The following is a 13559-nucleotide window of genomic DNA, read 5'->3' on the forward strand; positions in this document are numbered from 1 at the left end:
TATGACACGAACACCTTACCCGGGGCGGGAAGGCTGTACGTGTCATAGCCGTGTCGACCCGCCCCTTAGGAAAACCCTGATGATGCTGGACTCTCTACTCGTTCCCACCGCAATCGTTGCCTTGGCCGAAATCGGCGACAAGACGCAACTGCTCGCGCTCATTCTCGCTGCCCGCTTTCGCAAACCCTGGCCGATCATTGCCGGCATCGTCGCCGCGACCCTGGCCAACCACGCGGCGGCCGGTGCGGTAGGCGCCTGGTTCGGCAGTTTCTTCTCGAATGCGACGCTTCACTGGATCCTCGCCGCCAGCTTCGCCGCCACGGCGCTGTGGACACTGGTGCCGGATAAAATGGACGAAGACGAAGCCAGCACCGCCCGCAAGTTCGGACCGTTCCTGACCACGCTGATTGCGTTCTTCCTCGCGGAGATGGGCGACAAGACTCAGGTCGCGACCGTGATGCTCGCCGCGCAATACCCGGATCTGTGGCTGGTGATCCTCGGCACCACCGCCGGGATGTTGATTGCCAACGTGCCGGTGGTACTGGCGGGCAACTTTGCGGCGGAAAAACTGCCTCTGACTTTGATCCGTCGCCTGGCGGCGTCGGCGTTCTTCATCCTGGCGATTGTCGCGGTGTACAAGGCGATGCAGAGCAGTGGCTGGGTTTGACCCTGGATCTGGTGAGTAACAGATTGTGGCGAGGGGGCGTTCCGACAAGCCCCCTCGCCACAAGCCTCAGCACTTGATGATCAGGATTTCCTGGCTTTCTCGTACAACGGCATGACTTTCGGAATCGCCGCCTGCAACGACGCAATCCGACTGGCCGACGCCGGGTGAGTGCTCAAGAACTCTGGCGGCGCGCCTTCCGAGGCTTTGCTCATTTTGTTCCACAGGGTGATCGCAGAGTTCGGGTTGTAACCAGCGCGGGCGGCCAGTTCGAGGCCGATCAAGTCGGCTTCGTTTTCGTTCTCGCGACTGTTGGGCAAGGTCATGCCGTATTTGGCCACGGTGTCCGCCAGGGCCAGGCTGTCCTGCCCCAGACCGAGCAACGCACCGGCGCCCTGCTTGGCCATTTCGAGACCATAAGCCCTGGACATCGCTTCACGACTGTGCTCGCGCAAGGCGTGAGCGATTTCATGGCCAATGATGGCGGCGATTTCGTCGTCAGTGAGTTGCAGGGTGTCGATCAGCCCGCTGTAGAAAATGATCTTGCCGCCAGGCCCGCAGGAGGCATTCAGCTCGTCGCTCTTGATCAGGTTCACTTCCCATTGCCACTGGGCCGAATCCGGACGAAACACCGGTGCCTGGGCAATCAGGCGATTGGAGATGGCCTGGACGCGCTTCGCATTGTTACTGGATTTATCCAGCACGCCTTTGGTGCTCGCCTCCCCGATGGTCTGTTGATAAGACTGGGCGTACATCTGGTTGACCTCGGAGGTCGACAACATACTGAACATGTATTGCGTGCGCTCAACGCCCACGGCGCCACCGCTGGTGGTGTTGACCGACTGACAACCGGCAAGCAGCAGACTTGCACTCAGTGCACACAAAACCAATGTCTTACTCATCAAGAAGCTCCCTGGAAACATGCCGCGTATCCTAGGTGGGGATTTGTATCGGCGCCAGATACAACGGACGTGTAGCACGTACATTTCAGACAAAGCCCCGATTACCGTAGGAAAAAATTCACACAACAGCGCCCACCGCGGCTGATCACGGCCAGCAATGATTCATTTACGACATCCAGCACTCTAAAACAGCCAATTCGTTACACCTGGCTCATGCCCCACCGCCCCAGTGCCGATACAGCTCTGCAGACGTCCTCTTGCGTGCGGAGCACCCATGAAATTCAAGTCGATCCAGTTTTCCGTTGCCGCCCTGGCCGGCGCCATTGTGCTCAGCGTTGTCGCAGCCCTGGTGCTGTACGCGCTGTTTTCCGGCGCCCGGACCCAAGACATGGTCCAGCAACGGACTCAGGCGCAGTTTGAGCAAGTCATCGAACAGCGCCTGACGTCGCTGGCACAAACCCAGGTCAGCCAGATCCAGCGCGAACTCGAAGCACCGCTGCTGATTGCCGGCGGTCTGGTGCGGGTCAACGCATTGATCGGCACACCGGGCGCCGACGGCCAGCCGCAACTGAGCCTTAGCCGCGAGCAACTGATCAGCCTGATCAAGGAAAACGTCGCCCGGAACCCGAAAATTCTCGGCACCTACATTGGGTGGGAAAAAAACGCCCTCGACCACAACGATGCGGCCTACGTCGACACCAAAGTAGTCGGCATCGACGCCAGTAACGGGCGCTTCCTGCCGTGGTGGTTCCGTAACGAAGACGGCAGCCTGGGCCTGGACAAACTGGTCGACGTCGACGACCAGAAAACCTTGTCCACCGGTGTGCGCGCCAGCGAGTACTACCTGTGCTCCAAGGAAACCAAAAAATCCTGCGTGATCGATCCGGCGCCCTACAAGGTTGGCGACAAGATCGTCATGCTCGCCTCCTTCATTGAACCGATCATGCTCAACGGCGCGTTCCAGGGCATCGTCGGCGCCGACCTGTCGGTGAACTTCATCCAGGAAATGCTCCTGGGGGCGAATCAGAAACTGTACAGCGGCGCCGGAGAAATGGCCTTGATCGGCGGTAACGGCCGGATCGTCGCTTACACCAAAGACCCGAGCAAATTCGGCGAAAAGGTCAGCGACATCCTCGACAGCAAGCAGATTGCCAATATGGCCAATCTCAAGCGTGGCGAAGTGACTTACACCGTCGACAAGGCCCAAGGCCGGATCGAGTTGTACCTGCCCTTCGGCATCGGCCAGACCGACGCCCGCTGGACCTTGATGCTGCAACTGCCGCTGAACGCAGTGATGGCCGACCTGCAAAAACTTCAGAGTGACCTGGACGCACAGCGCAAGTCCGACACCTTTGGCATGGCCATGGTCGGCCTGCTGATCGCCGGCATTGGTTTGTTGGTGATCTGGCTGGTGGGCCACGGCATTGCCCGGCCACTGAAGCAGATGGTGACCATGCTCGATGACATCGCCCAGGGCGAAGGCGACCTGACCCGCCGCCTGACCAGCGACCGCAGCGACGAACTGGGCTCGATCGCGAAGGGCTTCAACACCTTCCTGGCCAAGTTGCAGGCGATGATCACTCAAGTGGTGACTTCGGTGCAGAGCGTCAGCGACTCGTCGGAACACACCGCGGACATCGCCATTCGCACCAACATCGGTGTGCACAAACAAATGGCCGAGATCGATCAGGTCGCCACCGCCGTACACGAAATGACCGCCACCGCCCAGGACGTGGCGCGCAACGCCACCCAGGCCGCGCAAGCTGCCAGTCATGCAGATCAGGCGGCGGCACAAGGCATGCAAATCGTCCGGGATACGTCGAATTCGATTGGTGTTTTGGCCATCGAAATCGGCAAAGCCGTCGGCGTGGTGCAGACCCTGGCCAAGGACAGCGAAAACATCAACGCGATCCTGACGGCCATTCGCGGCATCGCCGAACAGACCAACCTGCTCGCCTTGAACGCGGCCATCGAAGCCGCGCGGGCCGGTGAACAGGGTCGGGGTTTTGCGGTGGTGGCCGATGAAGTACGCAACCTGGCGCAGAAAACCCAGAAGGCCACGGAAGAAATCCAGACCATGATCCAGCAACTGCAACAAGGCACCCGCGATGTGGTGCGGGTCATGGAAGACAGTCAGAACCGCACCGACGAAAGCGTGCAGCACGCGGCGAAAGCGGCCGAAGCGCTGGAAACCATTACCCAAGCGGTGTCGGTGATCAACGACATGAACACCCAGATCGCCAGCGCCGCCGAGGAACAGAGCGCGGTGGCCGACGACATCAACCGCAACGTGATCAACATCGGGCAAGTAGCCAATGAAGTGGCTGGTGGCGCGGATGAATCGAGCGCAGCGAGTGCGGATTTGACCAAGTTGGCGGAACAGCAGCGCCGGTTGATCAATCAGTTCAAGGTGTAGGGTTCAATGACGCGGAGCGTCCATGGCTGCATTCCCACGCGGAGCGTGGGAACGATCATTACGCGCTCAGCCCGGGGTCAAACACTCCGGCCCATTGAGCTTCGGATCATTCACCATGTTCGCCAGCACCCGCTCGCGTAGCGCCGCGGGTTCGCTGGCCAGCAGCGCCTGCAAGGCATGTAGCGGGGTTTCAGGATTGAGCCAGGCTTCCTGCCCCGCCGCATCGAGAATCAACGGCCGACGCTGACTCGAAGCAGGTTGGGTGATCACCGCCGTACTCAGCCATACCTGCTCCTGCACTGGATACGCTTCCCAGATCGCCGCGAAGTAAAGCGTCGAGCCCTCCCCCGGCGTCAGCCAGTATGGACGTTTGCGCGTAGTACCGCGCCACTCGTAAAAACCATTGGCCGGCAGCAGACAACGGCGCAGGCGCAAAGCTTCGCGAAACATCGGCTGTTCGGCAACGGTTTCGGCACGGGCATGGGCCGGCGTGCGGGACAGGTCGGTCAGCCACGGTGGCGTCAGGCCCCAGCGGGCGCGGGCCAACTCACGCTGCCCGTCTGCACCGGCACGCAGCATCAACACCGAATCGTTGGGAGAAATATTCCACTGGGCCTGCTGATCGGCGGGAAATCCGGGCAGGGCTGCGAAGGCGGGGTTCCAGCGAAACAGGGCATAACGTCCACACATGGGGCAATACGACTCTTGATCAAACGAACGTCAGCCTAACAGACCAGCGTGCCGGGAAAGCTGTCCGGTTCATCGCCGGACAGCGGCAGCGCGGCATTGTACGCGGCGATCAGCTCCCGCGCGTATTGCGCCTGGTCGTTATCGACCGATACACCCAGCAGACCGAATATCGGCAATTCCCCGGTACCACCGATCAAATCCCGGCCCACCAGATGCGCCTCGATGCCTTCACTGGCCAGCATGCTTAGCAGCAATTCGCCTTCCATCAGGTTTTCCGGCTCGTAGATACGCTGCATGGGTGAACCCCTTCATTCGTTTTCGCTGTAGACGTCGAGGTGCCACTCCTCGCCGTGAACCTGCAAGACAAAGGTAATGGGACGACAACACACCGGACAATCCTCGATATAGGTCTGATCACCGCCAGACAAATCCAGAACAGCCTCGACTTCTTCACCGCAATACGGACATTCATACTGCGCAGTTTCCAGCATCGCGGTCTCCCAGGTGACTTGTGCGTATAATCGCCGGTCTATTTGCAGGGCTATTTTTGTCTGACTACCTTTCAGACCGTGCCCCGTTGGTTTTCGATCAATACCTTTACTTACCCTAGCCGTTTCTAACAAGAGAGCATGATGGGCGAATTCGATGCCATCCGACCTTACGACGACAGCGAAGTCCCAGCGGTGCTGGCACGGCTGCTCGGCGACAAGGCGTTTCTAGATATCCTCACCCACTTCCGCTTCCCGCGCTTTGCCGGTGCCTTCGGCTGGATGCTCAAACCTCTTATAGCGCATCGGCTGCGCCGTGAGTTCGCCGGCGTCACGTCGGTGGCCACGTTGCAGGACAAAGTCGAGTTTTACGTCGACCACACCATCGAGCGCGCCACGGACGGGGTGACCTACACCGGCGTGGAGCAATTCAAATCCGGCAGCGCCTACCTGTTCATCGCCAACCACCGCGACATCGTGATGGACCCTGCCTTCGTCAACTACGCCGTGTACCACGCCGGCCTGCCGACCCCACGCATCGCCATTGGCGATAACCTGCTGCAGAAGCCTTTTGTCAGCGACCTGATGCGCCTGAACAAGAGCTTCATCGTGCACCGTTCAATCACCGGTCGTCGCGAGAAAATGGCGGCGTATCAATTGTTGTCGGCCTACATCAACCATTCGATCCGCAACGATTGCGCCTCGATCTGGATCGCTCAGGCTGAAGGCCGGGCCAAGGACGGCGACGACCGCACCGAGTCGGCGATCCTCAAGATGTTCCACATGAGCCGCAAGGACGAGCCGTTCGGCGAAGTCATCCGTTCGCTGAACCTCACCCCGGTGTCGATCAGCTACGAGTACGACCCCTGCGACCAGGCCAAGGCCCGCGAGCTGTACATCCGCGCCACCACCGGCACCTACACCAAGGCGCCGGGCGAGGATGACGCGAGCATCGCCAAGGGCATCACCGGTTACAAAGGCCGGGTCCACGTGAACTTCGCCGCGCCGATCACCGAACTGTTCGAAGACACCAAGCAATTGGCGATCGAAATGGACAAGCAGATTCTGGGCGGTTACCGGTTATTCCCGGTGCATTACCTGGCGTATGCGCAGTGGAAAGACGCCGACCCGCAATTGCAGGTGCCGAAAGCGGCCGAGCTGTTTGCGGCAGATGAACTGGCCAAGGCTCAGGAAGAATGGCAGCGTCGACTGGAAGCTTGCCCCGAGGAACATCGTCCGTTCCTGGTGCTGCAATATGCGATGCCGGTGCGTAATCAGTATCGGGTCAAGGCCGGGCTACCGTTGTAGGGTAATGGCTGGATACGACAACGGCGCCTTCGGGCGCCGTTTTTGTTTGTCTTGGTGCAGTAGGTCAGTCAGACACTGTAACTGTGTCAGAACTTCAGACGCGAGTACTGACCCACGACACCAGCAACGCCATCCCAAGGCAGGCAAAACCGAAGCGGTAGAAAAACCGGTTCATGCGCAAGGTCGCCCAATCGAGGGTTGGCTCTTCGCTGGGCCTGCTCTGGCGCTGGGCTTCGATACTGGCCATCGCGCGCTGTTCACGACGACGGGTGGCGTGCAGCAACCAGCCGCCCGGGCAGGCGAACAGCAAGGCCAGCAGGTTGATCAGTTTGGCGGGATGAGCGGTAAAGAGCGAAATCAATTGCAGCGACATCACAAACCTCAGGCAAACCGGTGTAACAGACGCCGGGACCGACGACCACGGCGCGGATTCTACCGAAAGCGCTCCGGCCTGCCCCCCCTTTCCGACAAATAACGAAACCATTTAGCCGATTATTGTCCTGTGTCACGGCGCCGTCATCTGAATCCGCCAGTCTGTCGCCCTTCGAAACCGACACGGACCGCGTCATGCTCCACGCCGAAAACCAGGATCGTCTTTACCTCATTGCCCAAAGCGACGAACAACAAACCTTAGTCGGCAGCCTCGCCTTCAATGTACAGGACCGGCATTGGCTGGTGTATTGCGCGTTGGGCGGGCATCAACATGCGGATTTGCCGGAGACGGATTTGCTGACCGGGGTGAGTGTTCTGGACTTCTATTCGCAAGCGGCTTGATTTCCCTTGCTGGAACGGCAGGCACAAAAAAACCCGGCGCCATCACTGGCGCCGGGTTCTTTAAACAAGCTACAAACCGTTACTCGCCAAGCACCTGACCAATCGTCGGGTCCTTGAACAAGCGGGTCAACGCATCACTCAGCACATCACTGACCAGCTTGGTATTGGTTTCCTGATTCGGCGCCATGCCAAAACGCTGATCCAGCGACGCGCCGTAGCGACCGCTGTAACGACGGTTGGCATTCTGCACATCGGAACGGAACGTCGCGCCAATTGTAGCTTCAGTCACATACAAACCTTCTTTGGGCGACTGATACTTCAGCTCGGCCAGGGTCACCGTCAATTGCGGCGCATTCAGCGCATTGGCCGTTGGCGTGAAGCCCAGCAACCGCACGGCCGCCTCAGCTTGAGCCTGCAGCTTCGGCAGAATCTGCGCGCCCTGCACCGTGATCGCACTGGTCTCCGGGTACAAACCGCCACGGGTCCCCAGGGTTGGCGATGGACGACCGTCCACCACACGCACCACCACCGGCTGACCATGGCCGACCGGCGCCAGCTGAGCCGTCAGCTTGGGTTCCGGGCTCAGTTGTTGCGGGCTGTGGGCGCAGCCGACGAGGGTCAAACTGGTCACAGTGATCAAACCGAACAACAGGCGTTGCAACATGCTCTTCTCTCCAGAATCAGGCAACTAACGATGCCCGCAGTATAGCGGTGCGCCACTGCGGCGAACTAGCTTCGCGCAACGATTACTGAAATCTCTGACAAACCCGGCGCAGCGCGGTTCCTGTCACACCTTTGTCACCGCCCGCTGGCAACCTTTATGGCAGTCACCCCCAAAAGGTACGTTGCCATGCGTTTTCTTGTCTCCCTGTTCGCGCCACGCCCGCTGCACCGCAGTTTCGCCCTGCTCGATCACAATGGCCACTGCCAGGCCTTCAAGCAGTGCAGCCTCCAGCCCATGGGCGATGGTTGGGTCGAAATCGAAGAAATTCGCCTCAACTGGCTGCACCAGCCTCTGCCCGCCAGTGCCCGTGTCAGCCAGCACCAGCCACGTGCACGCGCGCAGCAACTGCTGACCACCTGACCCGACGCCTAATAAAAGTCATTAAACACGACCATTTCCCTGCGTTTCTTAGATACAATCTCCCCCCGATTATAAGGACGTCTCCTGATCGGGCCTCGCAGCATCGTTCAATGCCTCGGTATTGACACCCCGCACCGCCCACAGAGAGCCGCCCACACAGATCGAGTGAAGCTGGCGCGCTTGCTGTTTCTCAAGCAAAACCCCCACTTTTCGCGAATCTGCAGAGCTGTCATTACGCTCGGTCACTGAGCTGTTTGCCCGTTTTTGCTGCCCATGCACCCCATGGCGGCAATCCATCCGGGCACGGTGCCAGGCTGGGACAGCCCTTTTTTGAGGTTCACGTCTTCAAAAGAGCGTGAAAAAAACGGGTTTTCACAACTTCACAAGAGTGTGGCGAGCAAATGAATAGTTTTGCGTCTGAAAATGCACCATTAGCGTCTACAACAGCCCAACGACACAGGACCGAGTACTCCTCGAACACCGGAGCCTGAAGCCTGTCCGCTACGGATTTGGTTGCACAAACGGATGTCTCGACCATAAGTCGAATTGCCAGCCGCGTGCCGAAATGAGTTCATGTGACTCTTGAAGCCAGGCCGCATGCATCCGTCGAAGTTGCGAAAAATTGCGAAGATTCGGACATGGCGATCCTGGCCATGGGTACCTGGGGCATCACTGACACGCCCCGGAACGCCTGGCAGCTATGCCGACAATTTGGTGCTGCAGATTTTGGAGACGCGTTAAATGGCGCATAACGAAGCAGTCGACGTAGTACTGGTTGGGGCCGGCATCATGAGTGCCACCCTCGCTGTACTGCTTAAAGAGCTCGACCCCGCGATCAAGCTGGAAGTCGTCGAGCTGATGGATTCCGGTGCCGCGGAGAGTTCCAATCCGTGGAACAACGCCGGTACCGGTCACGCCGGGCTGTGTGAGCTGAACTACACGCCGCAGGCCGCTGACGGCACCGTCGACATCAAGAAAGCCGTGCACATCAACACCCAGTTCGAGGTGTCGAAGCAGTTCTGGTCCTACCTGACCAAGAAAGGCACCTTCGGTTCGTGCAAATCGTTCATCAGCCCGGTGCCGCACCTGAGCTTCGTGCAGGGTGAGAATGGCGTGTCCTTCCTCAAGGAACGCTTCAAGACCCTGAGCAAGCACCATGCCTTCTCGGACATGGAATACACCGAAGACAAAGCCAAGATGGCCGAGTGGATGCCGCTGATGATGCCGGGCCGTCCGGCTGACGAAGTCCTCGCCGCCACCCGCGTGATGAACGGCACCGACGTCAACTTCGGCGCCCTGACCAACCAACTGCTCAAGCACCTGACCAGCGCGCCCGATGCCCAGGTCAAGTACTGCAAGCGCGTCACCGGCCTGAAGCGTAACAACGGCGGCTGGACCGTCAGCATCAAGGACGTCAACAGCGGCAATACCCGCGAAGTCGACGCCAAATTCGTCTTCCTTGGCGCTGGCGGCGCGGCACTGCCGCTGCTGCAAGCGTCGGGCATCGAAGAAAGCAAAGGCTTCGGCGGCTTCCCGATCAGCGGCCAGTGGCTGCGTTGCGACAACCCGGAAGTGGTCAAGCACCATCAGGCCAAGGTCTACAGCCAGGCCGCGGTCGGTTCGCCACCAATGTCCGTGCCGCACCTGGACACCCGTGTGGTCGATGGCAAAAAGTCCCTGCTGTTCGGACCTTATGCCGGCTTCACCACCAAGTTCCTCAAGCACGGTTCGTTCATGGACCTGCCGATGTCGGTTCGCGCCGGCAACATCGGTCCAATGCTGGCCGTGGCCAAAAACAACATGGACCTGACCAAGTATCTGGTCAGCGAAGTGATGCAGTCGATGGAGCAGCGCCTGGAATCCCTGCGTCGCTTCTACCCTGAAGCGAAAGCCGAAGACTGGCGCCTGGAAGTGGCCGGCCAACGGGTGCAGATTATCAAGAAAGACCCGAAGAAAGGCGGCGTTCTGCAGTTCGGTACCGAACTGGTCGCGGCCAAGGACGGTTCCCTTGCCGCTCTGCTCGGCGCCTCGCCAGGCGCCTCGGTGACCGTGTCGATCATGCTGGAATTGATCGAGAAATGCTTCCCGAACAAGGCCAAGGGCGAGTGGGCTGCCAAACTGGCGGAAATCTTCCCGGCTCGGGAGAAAGTCCTGGAAACCGACGCTGCGCTGTATCGCAAGATCAATGCGCAGAACAACGTCGCACTGGAACTGGTTGAAGCAAGCAGCGAAACCCAAAGCTACGCTTGATTCAGCCGCATAAAAAACGCCCCGTCCTCATTGAGGGCGGGGCGTTTTTTTGTGTGCGGTGAAACAATCTTGTGGCGAGGGTGCTTGCTCCCGCTTGACCGGGCTGGCGCACCAGTGCGCAGCGCTCACAAAATTTCCGCCATTCGCAGCATTTTGGGGCCGCTTCGCAGCCCAACGGGAGCAAGCTCCCTCGCCACAAAATTCCAGTGTGCCTGACGTTAACCGCGAGCCTTGTCGATCAACTCGATGTACTCGGCCGCGTTACGTTGATCCTGAATCAGGGCCACGAAGTCATTGCCGTGCTCATCCTTGCCGTCCAGATCGTAGCCGGCTTCGACAAAGAACGTCAGAAAACGCTCGAAGTCATCGATGCGCAGACCGCGGTAGGCCTTGATCAGTTTGTGCAGCGACGGTGAAGTGGCGTCGACCGGCTCGAAATCGAGGAACAGTTTGATCTGCGCATCGCCGATCTCGTCACCAATCACTTGCTTCTTATCTTTACGCATTGCCGACTCCAGCTCGCAGACATTTCACAGGGCGGGCAGTTTACCCCTGCCTTGATGCCGGGCTCAACGCGGACGAACGCTGCCGGTGTGCAGATCGGCCCAGATATGGCCGTTGGCGTAACTCAGAAACTGGCAATACACCGTGTCGTTGCGCAGCAAGTCGATCACCACCCGGTACTGGGCCAACGGGTAATAGAGCGTTAGCGTTTTGCTTTTGTTGTCGTAGATCGGCTTTTTCAGGCTTTTGCTTTCGCCATCGAAGTTGACCAGCACCTGGCTGATGGTCGCACCCTTGTTCAAGGGTTTGCCCTTGAGGCGGATCAGCAAGGGTGAGGTGACCGGGATCGGTTGTTGGTTGGACTGACGCTGGCTGCCGAGGACCACCGAATACTCGGTGACCTGCAACAGTTGTTGCTGCTCGGGTTCCGCTTCACGCAGAGTCAAGTCGTCCGGGGGCAAAAACTGCACATGCATCGGTGCCGGAGCGGCGGCCAGGGGTAGGCTGAAGACCAACATCAGGGCGGCGCAGCTGCGGATCAAAAGACTCATGACAGGCTCCTGGGACGAGGCCGAGCACTCTAGCATGATGATCAATCGGGCGAATAACCGATCCAGATCAATACTCTCGAAGACAAGGCTGGGCATACTGAAAGAGCCTTCAGCCCTATTTTGACGGCGTGCCGTCTACTGTGGAGTTCCTATGCCATTCTCCATCCCCCCGTTATTCGCCGCCTGGCGTCAAACTCTGCGTGCAGGTTATAGCCTCAGACGCTTGCGTGGCGACATCAGTGCCGGGGTGACGGTAGGGATTATCGCCATTCCCCTGGCCATGGCCCTGGCGATTGCGGTGGGAGTAGCGCCCCAACAAGGTTTATATACGGTGCTGATCGCGGCCCCGCTGATCGCCCTGACGGGAGGCTCGCGCTTCAATGTCAGCGGGCCGACAGCCGCGTTCGTGGTAATACTGCTGCCGATCACCCAACAATATGGCCTGGGTGGCCTGCTGCTTTGCACCATGCTTGCCGGGGCCATCCTGATTGCCTTGGGGCTGATTCGGGCCGGGCGGCTGATTCAGTACATTCCTTATCCGGTGACCCTGGGCTTTACCGCCGGGATCGGCATAGTCATCGCCACACTCCAACTAAAGGATTTGCTGGGCCTGAGTACCACCGGGCATGCCGAACATTACATCGAGCAATTAGGTGCGCTGCTCCAGGCATTGCCCAGCGCCCGCCTGGGGGACGGAATCATCGGTGTCATGTGCCTGGCGGTTCTGATCGTCTGGCCGCGGTTTGTGCCAAGGGTTCCGGGGCATCTGGTGGCGCTGGCCGTCGGCGCAATGTTGGGGCTGGCGCTGGAAAGCGGCGGGTTACCGATTGCGACGCTGGGCGAGCGCTTCAGCTATATCGTCGATGGTGTCAGCCACCCCGGCATTCCGCCGTTTCTGCCGAGCTTCGACTGGCCGTGGAATCTGCCAGGGCCCAATGGTCAGCCGCTGCATCTGTCTTACGACCTGATCCGCCAATTAATGGCACCAGCGTTCGCCATTGCCATGCTCGGCGCCATCGAATCGTTGTTGTGTGCGGTGGTGGCCGATGGCATGACGGGCAGCAAACATGACCCCAACGCCGAACTCCTGGGTCAAGGCATTGGTAACCTGGTCGCACCGTTGTTCGGCGGCATTACCGCCACCGCGGCGATCGCCCGCAGCGCCACCAACGTGCGCAGCGGGGCGTTTTCGCCATTGGCGGCAATTATCCACAGCGCGGTGGTGCTGCTGGCGATACTCGTCCTCGCCCCGCTGTTCAGCTACTTGCCGATGGCCGCGCTGGCGGCGCTGCTCGTGATGGTGGCGTGGAACATGAGCGAGGCCCGGCATGTCGTGCACACCCTGCGCATTGCACCACGCAGCGATGTATTGGTCTTGCTGACCTGCCTGAGCCTGACAGTGCTGTTCGACATGGTACTGGCCGTTGCCGTTGGGCTATTGCTGGCCGCCGGGTTGTTCGTCAAGCGCATGAGCGACCTCACGGACACCGCCGAACTGCCTCGAGAGTTCCATCAAGCCTTACAGGATTTGCCGGAGCATGTTCGTTGCTATGCGATACGCGGACCGTTGTTTTTCGGTGCGGCGGAAAAGGCCCTGGGCGTGCTGCGCAAATTCAGCCCGGAGGTCAAAGTGGTGATTGTCGAGATGAGTGCCGTGTCCATGCTGGACATGACGGCGTTGGCAGCCTTCGACAATATCCTCAGGGATTATCGCACCGACGGCATCGGCCTGATTCTGGTCGGGACGGCTGCGCGCGTGCGCCTGAAACTCAGGCGCGCGGGCATCCATCGGGAACAGCGTCAATTGGCTTACGTGAACAACCTGGAACAGGCTCGACGCAAAAGCGAACGCTGGCTCGTCGGGCAGGACTGAGCGCGCGGTTCAAGCGAACTGCGCACGCATTCGGATGGGAGATCTGCCTTCAAGC

General features: G+C 59.6%; 15 protein-coding genes and 1 pseudogene. 8 read left to right on the forward strand and 8 right to left on the reverse strand.

The window, feature by feature from the left end:
• Positions 1 to 82: 82 nt before the first annotated feature.
• Positions 83 to 667, forward strand: coding sequence for a TMEM165/GDT1 family protein (locus tag AC1DQM_RS25295; protein WP_026286682.1), 585 nt, complete (start codon positions 83 to 85; stop codon positions 665 to 667).
• 80 nt (positions 668 to 747) lie between these two features.
• Here AC1DQM_RS25295 and AC1DQM_RS25300 read toward each other — a convergent pair whose 3' ends face one another.
• Complete coding sequence (locus AC1DQM_RS25300; protein ID WP_018929596.1) at positions 748 to 1566, reverse strand: M48 family metallopeptidase; 819 nt, start codon at positions 1564 to 1566, stop codon at positions 748 to 750.
• Between the two features lie 1363 nt (positions 1567 to 2929).
• Here AC1DQM_RS25300 and AC1DQM_RS25305 point away from each other — a divergent pair.
• A pseudogene (locus tag AC1DQM_RS25305) lies at positions 2930 to 3127 on the forward strand (HAMP domain-containing protein); the annotation flags it as partial.
• Between the two features lie 111 nt (positions 3128 to 3238).
• The gene (locus tag AC1DQM_RS25310) at positions 3239 to 3982 is read left to right on the forward strand and encodes a methyl-accepting chemotaxis protein (protein WP_370693218.1); all 744 of its coding nucleotides are present in this window, start codon (positions 3239 to 3241) and stop codon (positions 3980 to 3982) included.
• A gap of 66 nt (positions 3983 to 4048) precedes the next feature.
• Here the strand turns inward: AC1DQM_RS25310 and AC1DQM_RS25315 are convergent, their stop codons facing one another.
• The 3 genes from AC1DQM_RS25315 to AC1DQM_RS25325 are packed head-to-tail and all read right to left on the reverse strand — an operon-like array spanning position 4049 to position 5163.
• Positions 4049 to 4672: an SOS response-associated peptidase gene (locus tag AC1DQM_RS25315; RefSeq protein WP_007939796.1), complete on the reverse strand. Its 624-nt coding sequence runs from the start codon at positions 4670 to 4672 to the stop codon at positions 4049 to 4051.
• 35 nt (positions 4673 to 4707) lie between these two features.
• Positions 4708 to 4968, reverse strand: a complete 261-nt coding sequence (locus tag AC1DQM_RS25320) for a putative signal transducing protein (RefSeq protein ID WP_007939795.1) — start codon at positions 4966 to 4968, stop codon at positions 4708 to 4710.
• Positions 4969 to 4980: 12 nt separating this feature from the next.
• Positions 4981 to 5163 carry a CPXCG motif-containing cysteine-rich protein gene (locus AC1DQM_RS25325; RefSeq protein WP_018929594.1) on the reverse strand — a complete coding sequence of 61 codons (183 nt, stop codon included), beginning with the start codon at positions 5161 to 5163 and terminating at the stop codon, positions 4981 to 4983.
• A gap of 138 nt (positions 5164 to 5301) precedes the next feature.
• Here AC1DQM_RS25325 and AC1DQM_RS25330 point away from each other — a divergent pair, with 138 nt between their 5' ends.
• The gene (locus AC1DQM_RS25330; RefSeq protein WP_477747017.1) at positions 5302 to 6468 is read left to right on the forward strand and encodes a 1-acyl-sn-glycerol-3-phosphate acyltransferase; all 1167 of its coding nucleotides are present in this window, start codon (positions 5302 to 5304) and stop codon (positions 6466 to 6468) included.
• Between the two features lie 94 nt (positions 6469 to 6562).
• Here AC1DQM_RS25330 and AC1DQM_RS25335 read toward each other — a convergent pair whose 3' ends face one another.
• Positions 6563 to 6841, reverse strand: coding sequence for a hypothetical protein (locus tag AC1DQM_RS25335; protein ID WP_007939791.1), 279 nt, complete (start codon positions 6839 to 6841; stop codon positions 6563 to 6565).
• Between the two features lie 194 nt (positions 6842 to 7035).
• Between AC1DQM_RS25335 and AC1DQM_RS25340 the strand changes: the two genes are divergently transcribed.
• On the forward strand, positions 7036 to 7242 hold the full coding sequence (locus tag AC1DQM_RS25340; RefSeq protein ID WP_018929592.1) for a hypothetical protein: 207 nt from the start codon (positions 7036 to 7038) through the stop codon (positions 7240 to 7242).
• A gap of 79 nt (positions 7243 to 7321) precedes the next feature.
• On the opposite strand, the gene AC1DQM_RS25345 is transcribed toward AC1DQM_RS25340, so the two are convergent.
• The gene (locus tag AC1DQM_RS25345; protein WP_018929591.1) at positions 7322 to 7906 is read right to left on the reverse strand and encodes a YajG family lipoprotein; all 585 of its coding nucleotides are present in this window, start codon (positions 7904 to 7906) and stop codon (positions 7322 to 7324) included.
• 186 nt (positions 7907 to 8092) lie between these two features.
• On the opposite strand from AC1DQM_RS25345, the gene AC1DQM_RS25350 reads away from it, so the two are divergent.
• Together AC1DQM_RS25350 and mqo are read left to right on the forward strand one after the other, a co-directional pair.
• Positions 8093 to 8326: a hypothetical protein gene (locus AC1DQM_RS25350; protein ID WP_064616185.1), complete on the forward strand. Its 234-nt coding sequence runs from the start codon at positions 8093 to 8095 to the stop codon at positions 8324 to 8326.
• Positions 8327 to 9067: 741 nt separating this feature from the next.
• Positions 9068 to 10576, forward strand: coding sequence for a malate dehydrogenase (quinone) (gene mqo, locus AC1DQM_RS25355; RefSeq protein ID WP_018929589.1), 1509 nt, complete (start codon positions 9068 to 9070; stop codon positions 10574 to 10576).
• A gap of 218 nt (positions 10577 to 10794) precedes the next feature.
• Here the strand turns inward: mqo and AC1DQM_RS25360 are convergent, their stop codons facing one another.
• Together AC1DQM_RS25360 and AC1DQM_RS25365 are read right to left on the reverse strand one after the other, a co-directional pair.
• Positions 10795 to 11082, reverse strand: coding sequence for a PA4642 family protein (locus tag AC1DQM_RS25360; RefSeq protein WP_018929588.1), 288 nt, complete (start codon positions 11080 to 11082; stop codon positions 10795 to 10797).
• A 63-nt stretch (positions 11083 to 11145) separates the two neighbouring features.
• Complete coding sequence (locus AC1DQM_RS25365; protein WP_019651163.1) at positions 11146 to 11631, reverse strand: hypothetical protein; 486 nt, start codon at positions 11629 to 11631, stop codon at positions 11146 to 11148.
• Between the two features lie 151 nt (positions 11632 to 11782).
• Here AC1DQM_RS25365 and dauA point away from each other — a divergent pair, with 151 nt between their 5' ends.
• On the forward strand, positions 11783 to 13504 hold the full coding sequence (gene dauA / locus AC1DQM_RS25370) for a C4-dicarboxylic acid transporter DauA (protein ID WP_018929586.1): 1722 nt from the start codon (positions 11783 to 11785) through the stop codon (positions 13502 to 13504).
• Positions 13505 to 13559: the final 55 nt, after the last annotated feature.

The organism is Pseudomonas sp. 01L34, assembly GCF_056400265.1.